Source organism: Microbulbifer weihaiensis (assembly GCF_048323715.1).
Taxonomy (GTDB): domain Bacteria; phylum Pseudomonadota; class Gammaproteobacteria; order Pseudomonadales; family Cellvibrionaceae; genus Microbulbifer.
The window spans coordinates 452,668-477,044 of record NZ_JBLWFL010000001.1; the positions used below are offsets into that span (position 1 = coordinate 452,668).

A 24,377-nucleotide genomic window follows, 5' to 3' on the forward strand; every position below is an offset into this window, starting at 1 on the left:
ACGCCTTTATAAACTGTTAAACAACGATGTCATCAACACAAGGAAATACCGTGAAAAACTTCCTCGCTATCTATCTGGGCACGCCAGACTCCATGCAGAAATGGGACCACCTTTCCGAGGCAGAACAGCAGCAGCGCATACAGGAAGGCATGGCCGCCTGGAATGGCTGGATGGAAACACACAAGGATATTCTGGTAGCTGAGGGTGGGCCGCTGGGCAAGACCAAGCGCATCGATTCCGCTGGCGTCAGCGACATTCGCAACAACATTACCGGTTATGTCATTGTCAAAGCCGAATCCCATGAAGCCGCCGCGAAGCTGTTTGAGGGCCACCCGAGCTTCAGCATCTTCCCTGGGGATGGTGTAGAGGTAATGGAGTGTATGCCGATTCCCACTGCGTGAATGTAGCTTGAAATGAAAAATGCCCCGATGCAGAAGGAGTTCTGGCGGGGCGTTTTGCTATCCGAAAGCGACCAATCAGAATTGGACGGCCGGGCTTTTCCCCAGCGCTTTCATGGGCACAATGTCCGGCTGCGGAAAGGTTTGATGGAACCGCGCACAGTACCCGCATCCCCGGTCGCTGGCTCGAATTTCCCGGACGCGACAGGTAATTGAAACGAACAGGTTTGCTGCAGGTAATCCTATGTACGCCTCAACGGCGTACAACGAGGGCATCTGTTTGAAGAGGGCGGGACTAGGCCTGGCTAGCGGGCTTTATCACAAAGCCTTTTTCGATACCGGATTGGAAACCGACTTTTTCATACAGCCTGTGCGCGGCTACCCGGCTTTCACCAGAAAGCAGCATGACTTTGTAACAACCTGATTCCCAGGCTGACTCAAGGGCCTTCTGCATAACCTTCTGGCTCAGGCCCCTGCGCTTATACTGCTCGGCAGTAACCACATGCTCGATGATTCCGAATGGCCGGGCGCCATTCGTGATCGTCGGCACTATGCCCAGCTGGCAGGTGGACGCCAGTTCGCCATCAATCTCGGCGACGATCAGCTGGACGTTTGGACTGGTCAACAACGCTTTCCAATGCGTCACCGCATCGTCCGCATCGATTACCGGGTCATGCGGGCGCAATTCACCGTAGAGTTTCAGTAAGCCCTGAAGGTCGCCTTCGTTGCAAAGTCTGACGTGTTCCATATCGACATTTTCCCGCTTACTGAATTATGCGTTTTCGGCCGAGATGCGCTGGCTATAGCGTTTTCCCAGGGCAATGCCGGCTGCGAGGAACAGAATGTGGATTGTCAGCATGATTACCATCGGTAGGCTCAGGGCCGCAAACGGGTTTTGCAGGGGCGCCTGGTAAATGAGCGCAGTGCCAACGATCGTGTAAAGCCAGAAGCCTGCCAGCAGGGACAGCAATGCCGGGCCGGTCGCCAGCGATAAGCGTTTAACGACTAAATAGCCCGCTGCAAGCAGTGGTAAGCCGTACGCGAGTATCTGCTGAACTGAAGTTAGCAAAACAAACCCCAAATTTGGGCTTTGTTGAAACCATGAAAAAAATTCTTTAGGGATAGTTACTGCGGCAAGGTAGCCCATAAGCGTCATGCTGATCGCTGACGCAAGTGCTCCGGCAATGGCTGCGAGAAATATCTTGCTGTATACGTTCATAGTCCTGATCCTTTGGATATCTTGCCGCTCTTCCTGACGGCATTTTTTTATGATCTGTATCGCGTATATGCGGGGCAACGGTCGGCGTCCTGTTGCCGGCGCCTGCAGATTGCCCCTTGTGCTTTTATAGTGTGCCCGTGTTTATTAATGATTGGAACTTCATTTCTTTATTGCGCCCCAGGGGGTTTTGGCGGCGGGCTGCGCTGGCTTGTCCGTTGGTTGCTCCCGTTTGCCGGGTTTGCTCGGTTTGCCGGGTTTGCTCGGTTTGCGGCTTTTGGACGAAAAGTTCAGGTTCGACGCCGGTAGATCCTTCACGACCGGAAACTCCTCGATGGTTACGCGATCGATGATTTTTCCCAGCCGGCGCTCTACCGCGCACAGCCGCTTGAAATCGTCTTTGGAGACCAGTGACACCGCCTCCCCAGATAGCCCAGCGCGGCCGGTGCGGCCGATGCGGTGGATGTACTCGTCGGCCTCGTCGGGCATATCGTAATTCACAACCCGCGCCAGTTCATCGATATCAATGCCGCGCGCGGCCACCCCAGTGGCCACCAGAATCTTGATCTTGCCCGCCTTGAAGTCATCCAGTATGCGCGAACGGGAGGCCTGGCTTCTGCCGCCATGGATGGATTCCGCCGCGATGCCGCGTTTCTCCAGCTGGCTCACCAGCTTCGCGGCACCGTGCTGGGTGCGGATAAAGATCAGCGCCTGATCCCAGTTGCGCTCCCTGATCAGGTGGCTGAGCAGCGCCGACTTATTGTGCTTGTCGACTGCAATCAACCACTGGGAAATTTTCGGTGCGGTTTTCTGGTTGTGGGCGATGGATACTTCAAACGGGTTATCCACCACACTGTCTGCCAGGGATTTGACCTGACGCGACATGGTGGCGGAGAACAGCAGGCTCTGGCGCTCGTGGGGAAGGCGCGCAATGATTTTATTCAGGTCGTCGATAAAGCCCATATCCAGCATGCGGTCGGCTTCGTCCAGTACCAGTATTTCCAGCTCGTCAAAATAGAGAGCGCGCTGGTGCGCAAGATCCAGCAGGCGCCCCGGGGTGGCTACCACAATATCCACACCCTCGATCAGCTGTTGCTTCTGCGGCTCCAGGTCTACGCCACCCACCATCGCCATCGAGGCGACGTTGAGGTGCTTGCCATACAGCTCGATGTTGTCCTGCACCTGCATCCCCAGCTCGCGGGTAGGCACCAGAATCAGCGCGCGCAAACGCTTGGCGCGGCGCTTACGCTCACCGCTCAGCGCCTGCAGTATCGGCAATACAAAGGCGGCAGTTTTGCCGGTTCCGGTCTGCGCAGTGCCAATCACGTCGCGCCCGTCCAGAATGGCCGGGATCGCCTTGCGCTGGATTTCGGTTGGGGTGGAATAGCCTTTGTCTTCAAGGGCTTGCAGGATCGGATCGCTCAATCCCAGGGTGCGGAATGTCATCTGGACTCTCTGTTCGGGCATGGGCCGCTCGGTGCTCGGCGGCGGGTTTCAGCGCGGCATGGTAACAGTAAAGCCCAGAATCGATGGTGGTCTTTAACCGCGGCAAGGGCGTTTCACGCCGCCGCCATCGCCAGCAGCCTCTCCGCCTGGCGGCGCAATTCCCCCCGCAACTCCGTTGGCGCAAGAATCTCGAAGGTAAATGGCAGCCGCACCAGCTGCGCCGCAAACCAGTTCAGGCAGCCGGTGTGTGCCCGCCACAGTACCGCATCGCCTTTTGGGGTAAGCAGCCCCAGTTCCTCGCCGAGTACCGCGCTGGCACTGGCAAGATCCGTGTGCAGCAACAGCTCCACGTCGATGCCCGCGTCCATGCGGGCAAAGCTGGTGGTGAGATAGGCGGCGGCATCAAAATCCCGTGGGCGCTGGAACGGGATATCCAGCTGGCGCAGCTGCTGCATACGGTCGAGGCGAAAGGTGCGGAGTTCTGCACGCAGGTGGCAGTGGCCCACCGCGTACCAGCGGCCATAGCGGAACACCAGGCCGTACGGGTCGAACTCGCGCTGCGTTGAATTTCCGATGCCGCCGTTGCTGTCGCGGCCACCGGTGTAGCCGAACACCGTGCGGCGCTGGTGCTGGGTGGCGCTGGCCAGGGTTGCCAGCGTGACACTGTCTGCGGCCGCGTTCGGCACCAGCTCCAGTGTCACGCTTTCATCCAGTGCGCGCAGCTGCTGTCGCAGCTTCTGTGGCATCACCCGTTCGAGCTTGGCCTGGGCACTGGCCACCGCGCTGGAGATATCGCCCACACTCAGGCTGCGTGCCGCCAGCAGGCCGAGGGAAATGGCCAGGGTTTCCTCGTTGGTGAACATCATCGGCGGCAGCTTGTAGCCAGACACCAGCCGGTAACCGCCATGGCGCCCGCGCTCCGCCGTCAGGGGAATGCCGATCTCTTCAAGCGTCGCGATATAGCGGCGCAGCGTGCGGCCGTCCACCCCGAGTGTCTGTGCCAGCGCACTGCCTGTGGCGGTACCGTGGCTCTGCAGCAGTTCCAGCAGCGCCAGTACCCGCGTCGTCGGATTCGACATCAGTTGCATCCTGCAAAATTTAATAGGGCGGAATATAGCCTATTTAGGAATTACAGTGCTCCCGTTCCGATCACTAGCCCAGGCAACCGCCGGGCAATAAGCAAACCAAACAGCAATGGAGAGCTGCAATGAACGATGAAGTCATCCTGTATACCAACCCGCAATCCCGTGGCCGCACCGTGCGCTGGATGCTGGAGGAGCTGGCTGCGCCCTATCGCACAGAGGTGCTTGAATACGGCGGCAGCATCAAGTCGCCGGCCTACCTCAAGATCAACCCCATGGGCAAAGTGCCGGCCATTGTGCACGGCAACCAGGTGGTGACAGAAAGTGCCGCCATCTGCGCGTACCTGGCGGATGCCTTCCCACAGGCGGGGCTGGCACCGCGCCCGGAAGAGCGCGGCAGCTATTATCGCTGGCTGCTGTTTGCCGCGGGGCCACTGGAGGCGGCGATTACCGACTTCAAAATATTCGGTATTGAACCCGACGCACAGAAGCAGACGATGGTGGGCTATGGCTCCTATGGGGCCGTGCTCGATACCCTTTCCGGCTGGTTCCGGGAGCACCGCTACGCAACCGGCGATCGCTTTACCGCCGCCGATGTGTTTGTGGGTGCACAGATCGCCTGGGGGCTGGAATTCGGCACTATTGAAAAGCGTATCGAATTTATCGACTACGCCAAGCGCGTCACCGACCGCGACGCCTACGTGCTTGCGACAGAAAAAGATGATGCGCTGGAGGTGACCGCCTGATGCAAAAGACCTACCAAGGCAGCTGCCACTGTGGCGCGGTCAAATATGAAGCGGATATCGACCTGGGGGCTGGCACCGGCAAATGCAACTGCTCTATGTGCACCAAGACCCGGGAGTGGAGTGCGGTGATCAAGCCGGAAAATTTCCGCCTGCTGCAGGGTGATGATGCGCTCAGCAACTACCAGTTCGGCAGCAAACAGGTGTATCACCCGTTCTGTAAGCACTGCGGCGTGCGATCGTTCGGCAAGGGCTATGTGGAAGAGCTCGGTGGGGATTTTGTCGCAGTGTATGTGACGGCGCTGAACAATATTGATCCGCGGGAGTTGATCGACGCACCAGTTCAGTATTTTGATGGGCGCAACGACAACTGGTTTAACACGCCGGCGGAAACGCGTCACTTGTAATCGCAAGCGCGGCCCGGCACTGGGCCGCTGACACCTGAAATGATCCTTCTGACTCAGGGGGCTGCGAGCGGATTATTCACAGCTGAGCGCTGCGGAACCGCGCAATGGCTTCGGCCAGCTGGTCCAGTGCCGGGCCTAGTGCACGGGTAACCTGTTGCGGGTTGCCAAATTGCTCGCGGGCCTGCTGTTGAGGGGCCAGCTCCAGCAGAAAAGCGCCGCCGCTGGATTTGCCGGCAATATGCAAAGTCTGGTTTTTCTGCATACGCAGCTTATCCGTATAGTCCGGTCTCAGCCTGGCACCCTGTCTCGCCAGCGTCTGCAGAATTTTGTCCTGCTCCAGTAATTGTGTGGCGAGAGCCTTAGTGCTGGCGCTGAGCGAGCGGTCGTCCACAATAATCTGTGCTCCGCCAACGTACTCGGCATCGGCCAGGCTGGCTTCGGGCGGTAAGCGGTCGGCATCAAAATGGAGTGCCACAATCGTGCTGCCTGCATGCACCGCGCTGCGTAACAAATCGTCGTAGGCGGCATAGGCGTTATCGAAATCCAGTTTGTTGGCAATGCGCGCGGTGGGGAGCTGCTCTTCAACGCGCGCGATTTCCACCGTAAGCCCCTGTGCCCGCAGCGCCCCGGCAAGGTAGTCTGCAGCCGGGTCGATATAGTCGCGCTCGCGGCCCTCGGCGCCGTTACTGGCCTCACTGTACTCGCCCGGGCGAGTGTGGTCGGTGGCAATCAGGACAGCCACACCATCGAGCTCAGGTTGTGAGCGCTCGGCAGCGTTTACATGGTCTGCGAGCAGCGGCAGACAGACGGCACACAGGGTGGAAAGTATTAGCGGGAGTGGAGTACGCATGGCAACCAGTGTCTTTTTATCAGTAGAGCCTCAAATGCTGGTGCCTTGGTCTGCGCGCGGCAAATCCCAAACCATCGGCCCGGCCTATGCATCTGGCACTCGCTGCCAATGGGTTTTGGGTCATGAAACCGAGTGAGAGTAATTTTCGAAGGTGCCCGGAAGAACCCCGGGCATTGTTGCGCGGTTACATCACCCAATCGGGCAAGCCGCATTCTCCCCCTCACCCCAGGCCATCACCGGCTGCATAAACCAATGCGACCCCCAGGGCGAATAGCCGGTGATCGACACGCCGGCATCCTGCTCCTGCTCCACATTGATCACCGCCACTATATTGCCGCCCTCGTGCTGCGGGCCGCTCAGGCCCAGGGCTTCTCGGCGTATGGTGAACTGGGTGAGGGTGTCGGTGACGGCGGTGATGGCGTAGTGCCAGATGCCGGAGGCGCCGCCGATCAGGTTGTTGAGGGTATTGATGGTGGCGTCCTGACGGATGCCCTCCACGCAGCTGTCCATATTGATCTGCAGGTTGCGCACGGAATCCCGGTAGGGGATGGCGGGGGCGGTGCTGTATACCCGGCCAAAGGTGGAGTCGCTCAGTTTCTCGGCAAATTCGTCGGGGTTATTGGGGGGCAGCAGGGTGGCGCAGCCCTGCAGGGCGAGGGTGCCGAGTAGCAGGCAAAGAGTCTTTTTCATCTGGGATCTGCTCTTTTTCGTGTTGTTTATTATCTGGTAACGGTCGTGTGTAACTGGCAGGGCGCGATCGGTTACCCGCTGGGAATGGCGCCTGCTCGCCGTTTGGGGTGTGTTATAGCACGCAAAAACCTCGCGGAGGATAGTGTGTGACATGGCGATAACTGGAAGTTTGCGCTCGCTCACATTGTGTGCCACCGCCACGTCGTTGGGGCGCAAATTGATGCCTTAACGGAGCTCCCAGTGCGGTCGGTTACGTTGAGCGCCTGACCGCTGCCAGTGCCGCCTTGATCCGCTGGCGCAACCAGGCCCGCAACGGATCGTCCTGGGTGCGCTGGTGCCAGATCTGCAGAATATCCACGTCCGGAAGTTTGACCGGGCAGGGGTAGGTCACCAGGTCGGGCAGGCTGCGGCAGGCCTGCTTGGCCACCGAACTCAGGCAGGTGATCAGCAGGTCACTGCCCTCGACGGTGGTGGCGGGGGACAGGAAGCTCGACAGTCCCGCCACGATGCGCCGCTGGTGGCCGAGCTTGTGCAGTTTCTTGTCCACAATACCGTCCAGGTCACCGGTCAGGGTGGTGACCAGGTGCCCGCAGGCCAGGAAGGCTTCGAGGTCCAGTTCCCCCTGTATGTGCCGGTTACTGCGGCTCGCCAGTACGCTGAAGCCCTCCTTGTGCACCCTCTGCTGATAAAAAGACGCGGGCAACTGCTCGAAGAAGCCCGCAATGGCGATATCGCAGGCGCCGGTTTCCAGCTCGGTGCGCGGCAGGCGGCCGCGGGTGTTGTGAAACACCAGCTGCAGTTTGGGCGCCTGCTCACTGATCACCGGCAGCAGTTTGGGCAGCAACAACTGTTCGATAAAGTCGGTGCCAAAAATATGCACCCGGTCTTCCCGCAGCAGGAAGCTCTCTTCGTCGCAGTAGTCGTAAAAGGATTCCAGCGAGCGCACCAGCGCCTGGATCTGCGGCGCCAGCTGGTGTGCCCGCGGCGTCGGCGTCAGTCCGCGCGGGGCGCGGGCAAACAGGGTGTCGTCGAACTCGCTGCGCAGCTTGGCCAGCTTGTGGCTGAGCGCCGGCTGGCTCAGGTTCATGCGCTCCGCCGCCACCGAGGCGTTGCGCTCCTCGTACAGTACCTGGAACAGCTTGAGCAGGTTCAGGTCTTTATTCCCGATATTCATAGTTTCCGATATTCAAATTTTGAAAGACTGTAATTCAATGAATCGAATTATCTTATATCAGGATCTGCCCTAGCATAGCCCCCAATCCGGCAGCGGCCCGCCCGAGCGGGGCCGGCTGCCGGCGCAAACTGTCTATTGGAGACCTTACATGAAGAAACTGTTTTCGATCGTTGTGGCGCTACTGGCGCTGTCGTCCGCAAGCCTCGCCCTGGCCGCGCCGCGGGTATTGATCGTGGCCACCAGCCACGAGCAGATGGGGGATACCGACGAGAAAACCGGCCTGTGGTTGTCGGAACTGACCCACCCCTACCACGAGCTCAAAAAGGCGGGCTTTGAAGTGGAAATCGCCAGCATCAAGGGCGGTGCGGTACCGGTGGACGCGCGCAGCCTGGCGGATGACGATGCGGTGAACTTTGAATTCCTCGCCAGCCCGCAAACCCGCAGCCTGCTGGACAACACCCGCAAGCTCGCGGACGTCAGTCCCAAGCGCTACCAGGCCATCCTGTTCGCCGGCGGCCACGGCACCGTGTGGGACTTCCCCAAGAGCCCCGCGGTGAACAGCGTCGCCTCCGCCATCTATGCAGACGGCGGTTATGTGGCGGCACTGTGCCATGGCCCGGCGGCGTTGCTGAACGTCACAGGCCCAGACGGCAAGCCGATTATTGCCGGCAAGAAGGTCGCGGGCTTCAGCAATGTGGAAGAAAAAGCGGTGGGCCTGGCAGAGGTAGTGCCCTACCTGCTGCAGGACGAGCTGACCGCACTCGGCGCCAACTACCAGGAAGGCAAAGCGTGGGAAAGCTTTGTGGTACAGGACGGCCGCATCATCACCGGCCAGAACCCGCAGTCTGCGGCGGAGCTGGGTCAGGTGCTGGCCAAGGCCCTGAAGAAGTAAACGCTAGCTCGTAAACGTAAAGAGCCCGGTGACTGACTGTGTTGAGACTGACACAGGTGGTCACCGGGCTCTTTTGTTTCTCATGTAGAGGTAAAAGCCTACTATCAACGGATTGGGATTACCTATGCTACGGATGCAGAGGGCATAAATATCCGACTGTCATTGAATGTCATGAGCAAAGAAAAAGTTAAGCACATTAGCGATAAGCAGCGAGAGCGTGACTCCAGAGATATTTCGGAAGCCATTCGTCGTGCGCGACAGCATATTCGCAATATCGACTCGGATGAAATCAATGAGCCCGATGGTCTTGTATCGGGTGATATGAAAAAAATTCTCGACGACCCGGACCCTTACGAAGATGACACCGGCGATGAGCACGGAAAGTAATAACCCGAAAGAAAAATTGGACAAGCAGATTCAGGAAATTCCAGGTGAGGTTGATCCAAAGTCAGTAATTACTGACGCGGCGCCAACTATCTGAGCTGATAATATTTCAACCTCTTTTAACTCGCTATTAATCGCGGTTGAAAATTGTGTGTTTGTATTGAACTTCATCCTCAACTTCTTCAGACCTGAAGACGCTGAAAACAGTTTGTTGTGAAGAGGCAGCCTCTAAGGCATGGGCGGCAACATCATTGCCGTTATCGCCGATTACTTCCCACTGAGCTTGATCAAAGCGGATTATTTTAGAGGCATCGACGAGTTCGAATTTCTTGTCCATAAGGCCATTTCTTGCGTTGCCTACTATTTCTTGCAGTGTATTTAGGATGTCAGCCGAAGATGGTGAAGGCACAAATGCCTCGCAAAAATAGAAATCGCAGTCGTCAAAATCAATGTCGCAGCCGGGAAGGGCGCGGCATTTCAAAAATACAATCCATATGTCAGTTGAAGTCATTTTTCGTTTCGTCTAATGAATCTGACACAAAGTAGACGTGAGCAGCTAATCCGCGCGAAGAGATAGTTCGGTAGTTCCAGTTTAGGGGCCGGGTATTTGTTGCTCACTACGATTAGGGCCGTTTATATCACAATGTGATTCGCAGTCCAGCAAAGTAATGGATTGGATGCAGGTGGCAACGTACAGTGTGGAATACCCGAAGAACCTCGCGGTTAACGGCAGCGGCTCAAATATTTACACCGACGGAGGTAATGCCATCCTGGCCACTACGACGAACGGCTTTCAGCGAGAATTCTTCCGTAAATACCAATGCCTTATTCTTACGTATGGTACACCTCCGTGTTAGGCAGAAACCTAACTATACAGGGTGTCTACTTTCTGTGGGTAAGTCTTGAACCTAACGCCAAGCTCACCGGCAAATTTGGAGCGCAGCGGAAAATTTTTCCGAATGCAGCGCCTTGTTAGAGCATTTACATGGACAGCCTGAATTCTTCAATTTTTGCTCCGATTAAATCTTCAGCACCGCCCGATGATAAAAGCATATTTTCTACATCAGTATCGTCAAGTACAAGAATCAATTTTTGATGTACCATCCATTGTTCTCGAATGGTGTGCAAGCAACCAGCGGAGTCACCGCCATTTCTAGAAAATATGATGCCAAATAAACCCGCTCCATGAGGCTTTAGGTAATTCGCGATTTGAAGGACATCACTCTTCTTCACTTTTCTAGAGTAATTTTTTGCATCTACGACAACATAGTCTGCAGAGTATTTTTCGCGCAAAAATGACCAAAACCCATCCGTTGCATAATTTGGTACAATGAAATCTCTTCGGTTTGACTTGGTAAAATCGTTAACTTCTTGAATCGGCTTATCAAGAGGAGGGCAAAATAATTCTTCTATGATTTCACCAATGAGGCCCTGATATAAGTAGCAATCTTTACGACCCGGATTACATGCCTTTAACTTGCCAAGCAAGTCTCGATCTCTACTACCTTCTTGCTCCCCGGCAATGGCAGTTAGAAGCATTTTAAAGTAGCTACTATCAGCTTTTTGTATTCCCGCTTTGAAATTCTTAATGAGATAGTCTGCGTCCCACACCTCTATGTCGTGAGATTCAATGTTGTGCTTTATCTCGTTCGGCAATCTACCAGGTATGGCCAGGACTTTTTTGCATTCGCCTATAAGCTTGCCGTACTCCAAAATTTGTTCGATTATTTTAGAGCTGTGGCTTCTTGTGATTGCTTTATTGGATTTACACTCAATAAGGATCTTCGCTTTCCGGCTGTCTTCTATAAGAATGTCTGCTCTTGCCCTTTGAGATTCTCCAATTATCGCTTCAAGTTGAATATTTTGATTAGGGCTCGTTTCCTTAAGAACCTGATAAAGGAAGTTTACAAACTCAATCTCTTTTGGACCCATGTCCATATACCGATGACAATTTGGGCATAGCAGAAGGAAATTCTCTTCCGCCATGCTACCACCTTGATGGAGCGGCGTAATCGAAGCTAGCTCTAAAGGGATTTGCTCTCCAGAAATGGAGCACATTGCACATTTATTATTGTGTTTTGCAATGAGGTTCGCCCGCATTTCAGCCGACGGAATCCTTCGTTTATTTAATGTATGATCCATGATCTATTTTCGAACTCGAATTTCGCTCTAACGCCGCAATCAGGCGCGGCTTACTTTGTGTGCTTTTTGCACGAAAATGGGAGCGCAGCGACAGTGCAAAAAGCGCACAAAGTAAGACGTCGGCTGCATTGCTTTTTTAGCTGCCTATAGCAGGCTGGACTCCGCCCTTCCTTCTCTTGTAAATAACGCTATTAGAGAAAATTTGGAGAACGCGCTACTTGTAGACAGGTGTTCTTTACACCAAAATTTTACATTTTCAGCGTAGTCTTTGACTGAAGACTCCCACTCTGAAATTGAAGCAAAACACTCGGGTTGGAATCTGCGATCTATATGAGTGAACTGGCATTTGACCGCAATGGGTGAATCTATTTCCTTAGCATCGTCAGTAACGACAATAGTTAGAACCGAGTAGACAACATCCCATTCAATCAAAAAAAATCTAGAGTTATGCTTAATATTTTTGTGCAGGAAGCTTATTGAATAGTCTAAGCAATCAATGACATCAGAATTTACAGAGCGATCATCTTCAGATTCGCGATCTGAAAAATGAATTTCGTGCTCCGTTAAGTCACCAACTACTACACCAAATGGATTTGGCCCAGTATTTTTACTCCACTCTAATCCCATCAAAATCCCTACTATGTATGCTATTTACTCGCTTTACAGCTAACGCCCACAGCAGGGGCAGCTTACCTTATGCGCGATTTGCGCGAAAATGGGAGCGTAGCGACCCGCGCAAAACGTGCATAAGGTAAGCTGTCCCGCGGAGGCCCGAAGGGCCGGAGCTTTACTGCCTGTGATTGTTATGAGCTTTGCCACTGTTCCATACGCTCTCTTGAGATGCTAACTGCTTGCTCACTGAATAGATCAGGGTAACGAAGGATGACATTTTCAAATGCATAATCCTCTAGCCCCATTTCTACTAGAGAGGTATAACCTTGAGTTTCAGTTGGACGGTTGACAGCTCTTTCTACGGCACCAATGATCCCGTGGCGAGAAATCATTTGCCAAGTGCGGCCGGCACGAGTTTTCTTCCCATTCTTTGTACTCAACACTTCTTCGTATGCATACACAGCCTCAAGAGCTTCGCGTTCCGCTTGCGTCTCCGCACCATAAGCTTCTGCGCGAAGCTGAACAGCACGCTCTTTAGCTTGTAGAGCCAAATCTTCGCGCCCTCGCTCGCTACAGTTCTTTGCAAAAATTTCGCATTTTTCGGGAGTAATTATCTTTTTAACTTTATCGTCCATGCATATTCTCGAATTTGACTGAATCATAACGCCCAGCGCAGGCGTAGCCAGCGCGGAGCGCATTTTGTGTTAATGTTTGAGCGCCAGCGAGTAACACAAAAGGTGCGTAGCGTTGGCTGTCGCTCTGCCGCTGCTTGTTACATGCGGCTACAGAGCACCGGCTTCAACAGCTTTGTTGAGTCTTTCCTCTACTACGCGCCACAATGCTTTACTACCCGAAGATATTTTTTTTGAGTTAACCTCAAATACCTGTTCTTTAGAAATGTTGTTTTTCTTCCAGCTGTGGCCGTTATCATAAATATTGTGTAGTAGTGGAGGTAGCCGATCTATTGACTTGGCAAATTTTGCGTCCGGAGTTAGGCCATCCTCAAACTCTTCCCACAGCTGAATAAATTCAGATGCCAAATGTTGTGGAAGGATATTTAGCGTTTCTTTAAGACTATCCTTCTCTTCCATTTTCTCAGCATCAGATAAAGCCTGATACACGATACGGTCCCCGCTACCTATTTCGCCCAGATCATGAATAAGCAACATTTTTACGACTCGGTTTATATCCACAGCTTCATTTGCATACTCTTTGAGCACAAGCGCACAAAGTGCCACATGCCAACTATGTTCACCGGAATTTTCATAGCGCTCTAGGCCAACTGGTCGAGTTTTTCGGGTAACCGCCTTTAGTTTTTCTACTTCAACAATGAACTCAAGAATTTTTTCGATATCTTCCATGCGACCTCTTTCGGCATGTAACAGTTTATTCAATAGCCCCAGATCTAGGAATAATGCCTAGATCTGGAATTAAATGCCTATATCTAGGCATTCTGCCTAAATATGTTCGTCCGCTGGTTCGAGCCAGAACTCCACTGAAGCGCTTGGGGCAGTGGTAGCTATGCTGACTTGCTGAGCTGGTTGCCGCTCTTGTTTGCGCTTCAGTTACTATTTGGGGAAAGTAAAATTTCTATGAGCGAGGGAGAGCCTTTGGTGCGAAATGTGACGCAGTTCTATTTTATGTTGTGGCGTCTGTTATAACACGCAGCCCTATGATTGGCGAGGCGCTGTAATCGGCTGCAATTTTCGAAGTTTGTACTCACTTACATTTTGCGGTGCGGACGCTTGGGTATCGCCGATCAGAGATAGCTTTCATGTTATGGACTTGTTCTTCAGCCTTGTAGGTACTCGCTAGTGTGTATCCGGTAAAGCGTTCTGGTATTTCAGGGACGCATCCCTTACAGCCGTAGCTCCACCATCCATACCCAATTTAACCTCAACCCACCGACACCCCGTCGCCCAACCCCACGACTCCTGCTATCTTCCTCTGCATAACAATGCAAAGAATCGCCCCATGCCCCGCAACCTTACCGCCTCATTGGCGCTGCTGACCGCACTTTCCATCCCGGCTCTCAGCCTGTTCGGCTGCGACCGCTCCGGTACCCAGTCCGAGCCGAAGCCGCAATCAGAGGCGGCGTCCAAGGCCCCGGCCGAGCAAGAAGCCAAGCCCGATTTCTCCATCGACTACCAGCAGTTCCAGCTGGATAACGGCCTCAACGTGCTGTTCCACTTCGACCGCTCCGATCCGGTGGTGGCGGTGTCGCTGACGGCCCATGTGGGTTCGGCGCGGGAGAAGGAAGGGCGCACCGGCTTTGCCCATCTGTTTGAGCATCTGCTGTTCCTGGAGTCGGAGAACCTGGGCAAGGGTGGGCTGGATGCGATGAGTGCGCGCATTGGCGGCTCCGGGGCCAATGGTTCCACTTCCCGCGATGTCACCAATTACTACCAGACGGTGCCCAAGGATGCGCTGGCGAAGATGCTGTGGGCGGAGGCGGACAAGCTGGGCTGGTTTATCAATACGGTGACCGATCCGGTGTTTGAGGGTCCGGTTGACGGTGCTCCATTCAGAATACCCAAGCGAAAAGCTATCTCCGGTACGCTGATGTCCGAGATCTTTAGGAGGTTGGTAGCCTGTTAGTGGTGGCAAGCCGGCAGCCCTGCTGAGGCCATATGGCCTCGGCGGACTGTCTCACACAGTTATGTGTTGGAGTGGCTGAGTATTTCAGATTTGGAATATCTCTGTTCCAGCGGGTGTTTCAAGCTGAACGCGCTGCCTGATACATGGATGTTGAGGCCCTGTGCAGCCGCTTTTCGGATGTCCGAGGTGTGCGCAAAAATCAGGTAAAAGACCCGCGCAAAAAATGCGTAGCCGATGATCATAAATACGACTTCTGCGATCGTGAGGTAGGTGGACTCAAGCGCGCCGAAGCTGTCACTCTGCAGCAAATACGCGATAGACATAGAGATGAACCCTATTACAAAGCCCAGCATATTCGCTCTGAGGATAATCTCGTTATCTGTTTCAATCCTTTCTGGAAACATCATGCTCTCTCTCCTTGTGAACACGGTCTTGTTTAATCGTCCCTGGTATAGGCATGCCGCCTAACTGATTGGTTGGTTATCCCGGTAAATTTCCTGATATTTTTCCGGTATTTTCCCGATATTCATCCCCGTCTTCAAAATTATAAACAATGGTTTGCGAGAAATTGGCCTCATTTTACAAAAGTTAGATCAATTCCATTAGTGCGCTAAGTTCTATAGCTGGTAGTTCCACCCCAGCTGCAACACTTCATCATCTACCCCAAACGGCAGGCGCCCGGAGGCGTACCCTACAAACGCATAACCGCGCTGGTTGTCACTGGGGATGCGCAGCGAGAACTGCAGCAGCCGGCTGCGGTGCAGGTTCGCATCTACGATGGCTTGCTCGGCATCCAGTTCGCGGTAGTAGCGGTAGTCGTAGGCGAGGATTACGTCGCGGCCGTCAAACTGCGCCAGTGGAGTGGTCATGGATATTTCTGCTGCGGCGCGGTAGTAACTGTCGAGCTTGCCCAGCAGTTGCTCCCGCACTTCATCCTCTTGGGGATCAACCTGGCCAACGGTGAGGGACATGACCGGTTCTGCGAGCAGCAGGCTGTCGCTCCCCGGGCGACCGGTGGCGGCGCGGATGATGCTCGGGACAAAGTCCAGCAGTGAGTAAAACTGCCGTACAACGTGGCTTCCCTGTGCCGATGGCATTTCCCAGGCGGCGGTGAGGCCGGCCACGGTATTTTTGTTGTGGAACTCCTGATCCGTCTCGTAGCTGATTGCGCCCTTTACCTGCCAGCTGCCGAACGGGCACCGGTTGCGCGGGCTTTCGCCTTCGGGCAGTTGCGGAATGGTACCGGGCTCGATGGCGATCGGTGCCTGCATGGTAGCTACAACGGTTTCGTAGCAGTCACCGGTGGTCGCGATGTCCGTATCCAGGCCGAAGTGCATCAGATCCTGTGCACGAATGTCATCGTCGAACGAGTAGATCCCACGCGCAGAAGCATTGATGAACCCCAGCTCGATATCCTGAAACGCAAAATCGATTCCAAGGCCGGTGCGCTGGTTCTCGCTTGAGCTCAGTGCCACCAGCTTGACGGAGTTCCTGTCCGTGATCTCGGCCTCGGTAGCTGCCGCGCACAGCAGGCCGAGTGCGCACAGGGCCACGGATATCCGTTTTGCCATCATGCGGTTCCTTCCAGCTCGTCGGCGAATACCAGCTGCCTGTCCAGCAGTTGTGCGAGATCGTCCAACGTCTTGCCTGCGGGCTGCTTGAGCAGGTTCGCCACTTGTGTTTTCAATGTTTTGAGGTGGGCGCTGGTGCTTTCGCCCGCTGGCAGGTTTTCAAAACGCGGGTGATACAGCCGAAACAGGTAGGCAGTAAATTTGTCGGCGGTGTTTATCGCCTTTACATCCTGGTGAAGCGCAGAGGCACCGGGGTTGTAGTAGCGCAGCATGGTCAGCGAGTAGCTGCCGGCACTGGAGAATGGTGTCAGGGTTGCGTTGATCTCCGCTACTTCCGGATGTGCAAGCGTGCCCCAGGCCGCGCCTGCAGCCATGTTGGGTTTGCTCCAGGACATGTGGATTTCCCGTAGTTATTGAACTGAGATCGTTTCGACAGCAAGCGATGGGTGACACCAGAGAATACTGCGCCGCGCCGACCGGGAACAGAGGAATACCGACGGGTAAGGGCGAACAGGCAGCAATTTGGCGCGCAATTCTTTTCTGGTTTGCGTGTTCATGGTGCTTGGCTCATGTGCACGGGATATTTGCATAGAAAGAGTGCAGGGAATGGGGACAAAGAAAGGCTGCGCTGAAAGAGGGCTTGGGGCAGGACTGACGCTTGCGGTAAAGCGCGTGATTTCAACGCCGGACGGATCTGGTGCTTGGGGCCATCGCTGTCGCCCGGTGCCCACAGTCCTGCTATCTTCCCGTCAATAACGAACAGGTGAACGCACCAGGTACAGGAACGCATCATGTTAAGGAATTTATTCGGGTCGGCGGCATTGGTTGCCGCCGCATCCATTCCCGCCCTAGGGCTGGTCGGTTGTGACAAGCCCGCTACCGAATCCACATCCAGGCCCGCAGCGCAAACCGCTACCCAATTCGCCATCGACTACCAGCAGTTCCAGCTGAAGAACGGCCTCAATGTGCTGTTCCATATCGATCGCTCGGATCCGGTGGTGGCGGTATCACTGACGGCCCATGTGGGGTCGGCGCGGGAGAAGGCGGGGCGTACCGGTTTTGCGCACCTGTTCGAGCACCTGCTGTTCCTGGAGTCCGAGAATCTGGGCAAGGGCGGGCTGGATGCAATGAGTGCGCGCATCGGCGGCTCCGGGGCCAATGGCTCCACCTCCCGCGATGTCACCAACTATTACCAGACCGTACCCAAAGATGCGCTGGAAAAAATGCTGTGGGCCGAGGCGGACAAGCTGGGCTGGTTTATCAACACCGTGACCGAGCCGGTACTGGCGAAGGAAAAACAGGTGGTGAAAAACGAGAAGCGCCAGAGCTACGACAACCGCCCTTACGGCCACACCCAGTACGTCATCGACCGCAACCTGTACCCGCAGGGGCACCCCTACAACTGGCAGGTGATCGGCTCTCTGGAAGACCTGCAGAACGCGACGCTGGCTGATGTGAAGGAATTCTTCCGCCGCTGGTATGTGCCCAACAACGTGACCCTGGTGGTGGCCGGGGATTTCGATACCGAGCAGGCCAAAGCCTGGGTGCACAAATATTTTGATGAGGTACCGGCGGGCGAGCCGATCGAGCGCGCACCGAAACAGGCGGCGGCTCTGAAGGCACCGGTGCGCCGCGTCCACGAAGACAACTTCGCCCGCGAGCCGGCGCTCACGCTGGCGTGGCCCGCGGTGGAGCGCTACCACCCGGACAGCTACCCGCTGGCGGTGCTGACCGAATACCTGTCTGACGGCAAGCGCGCGCCCCTGTACCGGGTGCTGGTGGAAGACCAGCAGCTGACCGCCGACGTGTCCATGGGCGGTTACGAATCCGAGCTGGCGGGGCAGGTCCAGCTGCAGGTGCAGGCGTTTGAGGGGCGCGACCTCGACCAGGTGTTCGCGGGTATTGAACAGGCATTTGCGCTGTTTGAGAAAGAAGGTATCGCGGAAAAAGACCTGGAGCGCATCAAGGCGGGTCAGGAAATCGCTTTCTACAATAGCCTGTCCAGTGTGCTCGGCAAGGGCTTCCAGCTGGCCCAGTACCAGATCTACGCAGGGAATCCCGGCTATGTGACTGAGGATATCCAGCGCCTTCTGGCGGTGACCGCCGACGATGTGCAGCGTGTTTACCATAAGTACATCAAGGGCAAACCATTTGTAGCGGCGAGCTTCGTACCCAAGGGCGAAGCCGAGCTGGCGCTGGCGGATTCCAGCGTGGCGCAGGTGGCGGAAGAGCAGATCGTCAACGGCGCTGAGGAGCAGTTCGATGCCTCGGTGCAGGCAGACTACGAGCGGACCCCGTCGACGTTTGACCGCAGCAAGGAACCGGAATACGGCGAGCCCGCGGAAACCACGGTGCCTGCCGTGTGGCAGGCAACGCTGGCAAACGGTTTACAGGTCTCGGGTATCGAAAGCCGCGAAGTGCCCACGGTGAACTTCAGTTTGGTGATCGACGGTGGTCAGTTGCACGAGCAGCTGGACAAGACCGGCGTGGCCAACCTGACTGCGATGCTGATGCAGCGCGGCACGGCCAAGCGCACACCGGAGGAACTGGAAACAGCCATCCAGACCCTCGGTGCCAGTATCGAGGTCTCGGCAGATAAAGACAGTTTCCGTTTTGATGTCACTACCCTTGCGCGCAACTTCGAGGCAGTGTTTGCACTGCTGGAAGAAATGCTGCTGGAGCCGCGCTGGGACGCAAACGAACTGGTACTCGCCAAGAAGAATGTGGCGAGCCAGCTGACCCGCGCCGCCTCCGAGCCCAACGCCATTGCCAGCAATACCTTTGCGCGCCTGCTGCATGGCAAGGACAGCGTTCGAGGTTACAGCCTGCTGGGTACCGAGGACTCTGTGTCTGCCATCACCATGGACGACCTGAAGGCCTACCACCGCGACTACCTGTCGCCCAGCGTGACCCGCACCCATGTGGTGGGTGATATCACCCGGGAAAAATTTATTGCCGCCACCGAATCACTCGCAAAGCGCTGGCCCGCACACAAGGTGGAAATCCCCAATCCACCGTCCGTGGCTGTGGCACCGGGTATATATTTTGTGGACGTGCCGGATGCCAAGCAGTCGGTACTGCGCATCGGCCGCCCAGCCATGTCTGCGCTGTCGGAGGATTACTACCCCGCTGTATTCACCAACTACATTCTCGGCGGCGGCGGTTTTGCATCGCGCCTCACCCAGGAATTGCGTGAAGGCAAAGGCTACACCTACGGCATCGGTTCCGGCCTCGCAGCGGAGAAAACCCAGGGTGTCTTCCAGATCGGCACCGGCGTGCGCGCCAATGTCACTGCGGAATCCGTGGAGCTGATTCGCGATATTCTCAAGGACTATGCGCCGACCTATACCGGGGAAGACCTGCAAACCTCACGCTCCTATTTGACCCGAAGCAACGCGCGTGCGTTCGAGACCGCGAACGCCAAACTCGGCCTGCTGGAAAACATGAGCACCTACGGCTGGCCTGCCGACTACGTGCGCCAGCGCGAGGCTATTGCCAATGGCATGACGGTGCAGAATGTGCAGAAAATCGCTGAAACCTATATGCAGCCGGATTCCATGATCTGGGTGGTTGTCGGCGACAGGGCCACGCAGCTCAGTCGTTTGCAAAACCTGGGATTCGGTGAAGTGACACTAATTGACGGCGCGCAGCTGACCGAGGCCGCAGCGGCTTCGGAGGTGGTGCAGGTAGCGCACTAATACGCCGATCCGCTGCTTTTCGCCATCTACGGCGCCCGAGCCTATAACCTTTGTATATGCGGGAAAACGCTTGCTCGCGAGGGAGGGCGCTTCCCACCTGCTCAAGTGGCAGTAGAAGGTTTGCAGGAGGAAGATATGGCTTGTGGTCACCTTAAAGTCGGCGCTCCGGACTGGCGATCTCTCCATCACATCTCGCAGCTGGTTCCGGATGATCCGAGGGATCAGGCCCAGTTTCGCCTGCCCGGTGACGTCAAAACGGTTGGTGAAACGTTTGTTGTCGGTATCATCCCGGTTGTGCGCCTGGTGCTGCCCGGACATTGCAAAGGTGAGTGGGTTGCTGCAAACCTGCACTTTGCCGAGCACAGTGCGGATCTCCGTGCGGCCCTGGTCGAGGAGTGGGAGCAGGAGCTCGACAGTAGCAAGAAGCCTCCGGAATCGTTTCACCTGGATATCGATTTTGGTGAGGTGACCTTTGACGACCTGATGGAACTGCTGGAAAGCGAGGGTAATCTCGGTGATTTTCCGGTGAGCGCCATGTTGCGGCTCGCGGTCAGCTTCTCCGGGAAGGGAAAAAAGAACGGCGCGAGCGAGCTGGTGTCGCCGTGCTTCCGCGGGGAAATGCTGGCAACGCATATCGACTATATCCCGAGCCCCCCGGATCCCGGGCATCCCTGGCCCTATTTTGAGTGTCATTCACACTGGTTCCGCGAACCACTCAAGAAGAAAGATCGGCGCTGGTTTACCAAGTGCTTCGGCAGTTGCCCGAAAACCCGTTGTGCCTGTAATAAAAAGGGCCACGGCCACTGCTGGGGATTGCATTTCTGCTGGTGCTGAACGCAATGCCCGCTTGCATGTAGCGGGTATCAGGAAGGACGCCCACGAACCATGGACTATAAACTCTACTATTGGGATCTCCCATTTCGCGGTGTATTTATCCAGCTACTTCTGGAAGATGTGAATGCGGCCTATACAAAGCACGATGCTACCGAAATTTACCCGGAGCGTAGCTTAAAAATTGCTAACCCCGGCATGGCCTCGCCCTACCTGTATGACTACCAACTCAAGAAATATTTTTCGCAGATGCCGGCGATAATGATGCACGTCGCCAGGCGATATGGCTACCTGCCCAAGCGTGACGAAACCCATACCCTTGCCCTGAAAACTATCCTTGATTGCAATGACGTGCTTCTGGAAATCACCAACTTCCACGGGCTGGCGATGTGGGACAGGAAAAGCTGGGAGACCTTCCGCTACTCACGCCTTTCGGACTGGATGAGGGTTTTCGAAAAGACCGGGTTGGATCATGGTCTGGAAAAAGACGAAGGCTTTCTGCTTGGCTCAACGGTTTCGGTAGCGGATATCGCCACTTCTGCGTTGTTTGGAACCATGATGTATGCGTTTCCTGCTCTGGAGGCGGATCTGGAAGAGCACGCGCCTGCGGTGTTGGCCCTGGTAAGGCGCATTGAAGGGCGCCCTGCGATACGGCACTTCTTGGAGCAGCAGCGTAGCGTTTGGGAGCGCAGTTATTGCGGCGGGCAGATCGAGCGATCCCTGCGCAAAATGCTGGCGTCCTGATTTTGCACAAGGCATTAAAAAAGGGGAGCCGAAGCTCCCCAAGTATGCCTACAGGATGATGGATCAGAAAAAACCGAGCGGGTTGGTGTCGTAACTTACCAGCAGGTTTTTGGTCTGCTGGTAGTGCTCCAGCGCCCGTTTGTGGGTTTCACGGCCGATGCCGGACTTCTTGTAGCCACCGAAGGCGGCATGGGCCGGGTACTGGTGGTAGCAGTTGGTCCAGATGCGCCCGGCCTGGATATTGCGGCCCATGCGATAGGCGAGGTTCATGTCCCGGGTCCACACGCCTGCGCCCAGTCCGTATTCGGTGTCGTTGGCAATCGCCAGCGCCTCCGCCTCGTCCTTGAACGTAGTGACACCCACCACCGGGCCGAAGATTTCCTCCTGGAAAATACGCATCTGGTTGTGGCCTTTCAGCAGTGTCGGCTGTACGTAATAACCCTTGCGGAATTCGCCCTCGAGCTGTTCGGCGCCGCCGCCAAAAATGACCTCGGCGCCTTCACGCTGGCCGATTTCGATATAGGTCATGATCTTGTCGAACTGCTCCACCGAAGCCTGGGCGCCGACCTGTGTTTCCGTATCGAGCGGGTTACCGCGCCTGATTGTCCTGGTGCGTGTGACCACATGCTGCATAAAGTCGTCGTAGATGGATTCCTGGATCAGGGCGCGGGATGGGCAGGTGCAGACTTCCCCCTGGTTGAAAAACGCCAGCACCAGTCCTTCCACCGCCTTGCTGATAAATGCCTCTTCCTGCTGCATCACATCGGCGAAGTAGATGTTCGGGGATTTACCGCCCAGCTCCACGGTTGAAGGAATGAGGTTGTCCGCTGCACACTTGAGGATGTGACCACCGACGGCGGTGGAGCCGGTAAACGCGATCTTGGCGATGCGGTTACTGGAGGCCAGTGCCTGGCCGGCTTCCTCACCGATACCATTGACGATATTGATTACCCCGGCGGGCACCAGATCGCTGATCAGTTCCATCAACACCAGAATCGAGGCTGGCGTCTGCTCTGCGGGCTTCAGAACCACGCAATTTCCCGCGGCCAGGGCAGGGCCCAGTTTCCAGGCGGCCATCAGGATCGGGAAGTTCCACGGAATGATCTGGCCGACCACGCCCAGTGGTTCGTGCAGGTGGTAAGAAACCGTGTGCTCGTCGAGCTCCGCCATGCTGCCTTCCTGTGCGCGCAGGCAGCCGGCGAAGTAGCGGAAGTGATCAACCGACAGCGGGATATCTGCGGCCAGTGTTTCGCGCACGGCCTTGCCGTTATCCCAGGTTTCGGCCACCGCCAGTAGTTCCAGGTTCTGCTCGATGCGGTCGGCAATTTTCAGCAGGGTATTGGCGCGTTCGGCGGCGGCGGTCTTGCCCCAGGCATCTTTGGCGGCGTGGGCGGCATCCAGTGCCAACTCGATGTCGGCTGCGCTGGAACGGGGCACTTCACAGAATACCTCGCCGGTCACCGGCGAAATATTTTCCATGTAATTGCCATGAACCGGTGGCACCCACTCGCCACCGATAAAGTTTTCATAGCGCGCTTTGAAGTTGATCAGGGCGCCATCCTGTCCGGGTTGTGCATAGATCATCGCTATTTTCCTCTTCGGGAGATTATTCTGTTTGTTGGTGCCTGCCGGAGGCGTTGTGCTCTACCGGCACCGGGGGTACTCTTGAAGCGCGATGAGATCCCCGGCTTATTGGGTTGTTGGCCACTAGAACATAACGACTGTGGGCGCAGGGTACTTTCCCCTGAGTACAGATCAGTTGACCCTGAATCCAGCGCCTTGCAATAAAATAAAAACAACGACAGAAATCCTATGAGCGAAGCACTGACCTGCAGCCGGCGTCAGCCGCGGGAGCTGGTGGAGAACCGGGTGTCGTTTGCCGGCCCCAGCTCCGAACTGAGCATTTACGACACCTATCTCCCCGCTGAGCGGGTTGGCCTGTCTGCGGGCGAATTGCTGTATTGCGGCATGATCAGTGGGCGCAAAGTCATGCATGCCGCCAATGACTACAGTGCAGACTTCCTGCCCCAGGAGTCTTTTGTGCTGGCTCCCGGCGAGCGGGTTGCGATTGACTTTCCCGAAGCGCGGATTGAAAACCCAACCTCCTGCCTGACCGTCGAAATAACCCGCGAACGGGTTGAGAAGATCTGTGCTCAGTTGAATGGCACGGCACCGCTACAGCGAGAGTTCGAGGATTGGCGTTACCGCCCGGATTCTTTGATTCACACTCGCCACAGCCCGGCTACACAGTCGCTGTTGCAGCGCCTGGTTAGTACGTTTACCGAGAATTCCGACGATCGTGATTTACTGGTGGATTTCGGCATCAGCGAGCTGGTTGTGCGCATGTTGCGCCAGCAAACGCGAAGCTTCCTGCTGAGCCTGTGCGAGAGCAATCCTGAGGTCAATGGGTTGGGCGCGGCGCTGCATCATATCCAGCAAAACCTGGATCAGCCGCTGGATATTGATTTGCTGGGAAAAATCGCCTGCATGAGCCGCAGCCGTTTTTTCAGTGAATTCAAAAAACACCTTGGCTGCACGCCCCTGGAATTCCAGCAGCACCTGCGTATGGAGGCGGCCAAAGTGCGCTTGGCGCGGGGCGAGTCCGTGACGCGCGTATGTTTCGACCTCGGTTATCGCCATCTGAGCCATTTCAGTCGGCGCTTTCATCAGCAGTTTGGTATCAGCCCAAAGCAGTATCGTGATTCCTGCGCAGTAGCTATCGCACAGTAGGATTCTGATTGTCAATTTCACTTTCTCGCCCGATATCATCACTGTTAACGGGTTCTGCCCCGCGCCACTTGAAGCGAGGTTTATCCCTCGCTCGTCTATTCTCCTCTAGCCAGAAGTAGTCAGCCTGTTCAGGCATTACGTCACTTAACTGCCTCATTTCTTTGCCGGC

Annotated in this window: 26 protein-coding genes; 10 read left to right on the forward strand and 16 right to left on the reverse strand. The window is 55.7% G+C overall.

Translation table 11 applies throughout. From position 1 onward, the window contains the following. Positions 1-50: 50 nt before the first annotated feature. Positions 51-401, forward strand: coding sequence for a YciI family protein (locus tag ACNKU7_RS01900; RefSeq protein ID WP_418295262.1), 351 nt, complete (start codon positions 51-53; stop codon positions 399-401). A 292-nt stretch (positions 402-693) separates the two neighbouring features. On the opposite strand, the gene ACNKU7_RS01905 is transcribed toward ACNKU7_RS01900, so the two are convergent. The 4 genes from ACNKU7_RS01905 to ACNKU7_RS01920 form a co-directional block, all read right to left on the reverse strand. Beyond that, the gene (locus tag ACNKU7_RS01905; RefSeq protein ID WP_418295263.1) at positions 694-1,146 is read right to left on the reverse strand and encodes a GNAT family N-acetyltransferase; all 453 of its coding nucleotides are present in this window, start codon (positions 1,144-1,146) and stop codon (positions 694-696) included. 24 nt (positions 1,147-1,170) lie between these two features. Further along, the gene (locus ACNKU7_RS01910) at positions 1,171-1,617 is read right to left on the reverse strand and encodes a hypothetical protein (protein ID WP_418295264.1); all 447 of its coding nucleotides are present in this window, start codon (positions 1,615-1,617) and stop codon (positions 1,171-1,173) included. Between the two features lie 159 nt (positions 1,618-1,776). Next, positions 1,777-3,081, reverse strand: coding sequence for a DEAD/DEAH box helicase (locus ACNKU7_RS01915; RefSeq protein WP_418295265.1), 1,305 nt, complete (start codon positions 3,079-3,081; stop codon positions 1,777-1,779). 92 nt (positions 3,082-3,173) lie between these two features. After that, positions 3,174-4,139 carry a helix-turn-helix transcriptional regulator gene (locus tag ACNKU7_RS01920; RefSeq protein ID WP_418295266.1) on the reverse strand — a complete coding sequence of 322 codons (966 nt, stop codon included), beginning with the start codon at positions 4,137-4,139 and terminating at the stop codon, positions 3,174-3,176. A gap of 128 nt (positions 4,140-4,267) precedes the next feature. On the opposite strand from ACNKU7_RS01920, the gene ACNKU7_RS01925 reads away from it, so the two are divergent. After that, entirely contained in the window at positions 4,268-4,888 is a 621-nt protein-coding gene (locus ACNKU7_RS01925; protein WP_418295267.1) for a glutathione S-transferase family protein, read from the forward strand. Next, complete coding sequence (locus tag ACNKU7_RS01930) at positions 4,888-5,292, forward strand: GFA family protein (protein WP_418295268.1); 405 nt, start codon at positions 4,888-4,890, stop codon at positions 5,290-5,292. Before ACNKU7_RS01925 ends, ACNKU7_RS01930 begins: the two co-directional genes overlap by 1 nt. A gap of 76 nt (positions 5,293-5,368) precedes the next feature. On the opposite strand, the gene ACNKU7_RS01935 is transcribed toward ACNKU7_RS01930, so the two are convergent. The 3 genes from ACNKU7_RS01935 to ACNKU7_RS01945 form a co-directional block, all read right to left on the reverse strand. Further along, positions 5,369-6,142: a hypothetical protein gene (locus ACNKU7_RS01935; protein ID WP_418295269.1), complete on the reverse strand. Its 774-nt coding sequence runs from the start codon at positions 6,140-6,142 to the stop codon at positions 5,369-5,371. 189 nt (positions 6,143-6,331) lie between these two features. After that, positions 6,332-6,832 carry a hypothetical protein gene (locus tag ACNKU7_RS01940; protein ID WP_418295270.1) on the reverse strand — a complete coding sequence of 167 codons (501 nt, stop codon included), beginning with the start codon at positions 6,830-6,832 and terminating at the stop codon, positions 6,332-6,334. A 250-nt stretch (positions 6,833-7,082) separates the two neighbouring features. Beyond that, positions 7,083-8,006, reverse strand: a complete 924-nt coding sequence (locus ACNKU7_RS01945) for a LysR family transcriptional regulator (RefSeq protein ID WP_418295271.1) — start codon at positions 8,004-8,006, stop codon at positions 7,083-7,085. Positions 8,007-8,154: 148 nt separating this feature from the next. Between ACNKU7_RS01945 and ACNKU7_RS01950 the strand changes: the two genes are divergently transcribed. After that, positions 8,155-8,898, forward strand: a complete 744-nt coding sequence (locus ACNKU7_RS01950; RefSeq protein ID WP_418295272.1) for a type 1 glutamine amidotransferase domain-containing protein — start codon at positions 8,155-8,157, stop codon at positions 8,896-8,898. Between the two features lie 171 nt (positions 8,899-9,069). Next, complete coding sequence (locus ACNKU7_RS01955; protein WP_418295273.1) at positions 9,070-9,285, forward strand: hypothetical protein; 216 nt, start codon at positions 9,070-9,072, stop codon at positions 9,283-9,285. Positions 9,286-9,412: 127 nt separating this feature from the next. On the opposite strand, the gene ACNKU7_RS01960 is transcribed toward ACNKU7_RS01955, so the two are convergent. From ACNKU7_RS01960 to ACNKU7_RS01980, 5 genes are all read right to left on the reverse strand, one after another. Continuing rightward, complete coding sequence (locus tag ACNKU7_RS01960) at positions 9,413-9,793, reverse strand: hypothetical protein (protein WP_418295274.1); 381 nt, start codon at positions 9,791-9,793, stop codon at positions 9,413-9,415. A 470-nt stretch (positions 9,794-10,263) separates the two neighbouring features. Next, on the reverse strand, positions 10,264-11,424 hold the full coding sequence (locus ACNKU7_RS01965; RefSeq protein WP_418295275.1) for an HNH endonuclease: 1,161 nt from the start codon (positions 11,422-11,424) through the stop codon (positions 10,264-10,266). Positions 11,425-11,568: 144 nt separating this feature from the next. Continuing rightward, positions 11,569-12,051, reverse strand: a complete 483-nt coding sequence (locus ACNKU7_RS01970) for a hypothetical protein (RefSeq protein WP_418295276.1) — start codon at positions 12,049-12,051, stop codon at positions 11,569-11,571. A 176-nt stretch (positions 12,052-12,227) separates the two neighbouring features. Then, on the reverse strand, positions 12,228-12,671 hold the full coding sequence (locus ACNKU7_RS01975; RefSeq protein WP_418295277.1) for a hypothetical protein: 444 nt from the start codon (positions 12,669-12,671) through the stop codon (positions 12,228-12,230). A gap of 147 nt (positions 12,672-12,818) precedes the next feature. Then, positions 12,819-13,397 carry an HD domain-containing protein gene (locus ACNKU7_RS01980; RefSeq protein ID WP_418295278.1) on the reverse strand — a complete coding sequence of 193 codons (579 nt, stop codon included), beginning with the start codon at positions 13,395-13,397 and terminating at the stop codon, positions 12,819-12,821. A gap of 613 nt (positions 13,398-14,010) precedes the next feature. On the opposite strand from ACNKU7_RS01980, the gene ACNKU7_RS01985 reads away from it, so the two are divergent. Further along, positions 14,011-14,634 (forward strand): M16 family metallopeptidase, encoded by a 624-nt coding sequence (locus tag ACNKU7_RS01985; protein WP_418295279.1) that lies wholly within the window; start codon positions 14,011-14,013, stop codon positions 14,632-14,634. Positions 14,635-14,693: 59 nt separating this feature from the next. Here ACNKU7_RS01985 and ACNKU7_RS01990 read toward each other — a convergent pair whose 3' ends face one another. From ACNKU7_RS01990 to ACNKU7_RS02000, 3 genes are all read right to left on the reverse strand, one after another. After that, positions 14,694-15,041, reverse strand: coding sequence for a hypothetical protein (locus ACNKU7_RS01990; protein WP_418295280.1), 348 nt, complete (start codon positions 15,039-15,041; stop codon positions 14,694-14,696). Between the two features lie 210 nt (positions 15,042-15,251). Then, positions 15,252-16,205, reverse strand: coding sequence for a hypothetical protein (locus ACNKU7_RS01995; protein ID WP_418295281.1), 954 nt, complete (start codon positions 16,203-16,205; stop codon positions 15,252-15,254). Next, entirely contained in the window at positions 16,205-16,600 is a 396-nt protein-coding gene (locus ACNKU7_RS02000; protein ID WP_418295282.1) for a hypothetical protein, read from the reverse strand. The genes ACNKU7_RS01995 and ACNKU7_RS02000 overlap by 1 nt, the downstream gene beginning before the upstream one ends. Before the next feature lie 396 nt (positions 16,601-16,996). Between ACNKU7_RS02000 and ACNKU7_RS02005 the strand changes: the two genes are divergently transcribed. The 3 genes from ACNKU7_RS02005 (at position 16,997) to ACNKU7_RS02015 (ending at position 21,478) form a co-directional block, all read left to right on the forward strand. Continuing rightward, complete coding sequence (locus ACNKU7_RS02005) at positions 16,997-19,903, forward strand: M16 family metallopeptidase (RefSeq protein ID WP_418295283.1); 2,907 nt, start codon at positions 16,997-16,999, stop codon at positions 19,901-19,903. Positions 19,904-20,038: 135 nt separating this feature from the next. After that, on the forward strand, positions 20,039-20,737 hold the full coding sequence (locus tag ACNKU7_RS02010; RefSeq protein ID WP_418295284.1) for a hypothetical protein: 699 nt from the start codon (positions 20,039-20,041) through the stop codon (positions 20,735-20,737). A 51-nt stretch (positions 20,738-20,788) separates the two neighbouring features. After that, positions 20,789-21,478, forward strand: a complete 690-nt coding sequence (locus tag ACNKU7_RS02015) for a glutathione S-transferase (RefSeq protein ID WP_418295285.1) — start codon at positions 20,789-20,791, stop codon at positions 21,476-21,478. A gap of 63 nt (positions 21,479-21,541) precedes the next feature. Here the strand turns inward: ACNKU7_RS02015 and exaC are convergent, their stop codons facing one another. Then, entirely contained in the window at positions 21,542-23,062 is a 1,521-nt protein-coding gene (gene exaC, locus ACNKU7_RS02020) for an acetaldehyde dehydrogenase ExaC (RefSeq protein ID WP_418295286.1), read from the reverse strand. Positions 23,063-23,290: 228 nt separating this feature from the next. Between exaC and ACNKU7_RS02025 the strand changes: the two genes are divergently transcribed. Further along, positions 23,291-24,208: a helix-turn-helix domain-containing protein gene (locus ACNKU7_RS02025; protein ID WP_418295287.1), complete on the forward strand. Its 918-nt coding sequence runs from the start codon at positions 23,291-23,293 to the stop codon at positions 24,206-24,208. Positions 24,209-24,377: the final 169 nt, after the last annotated feature.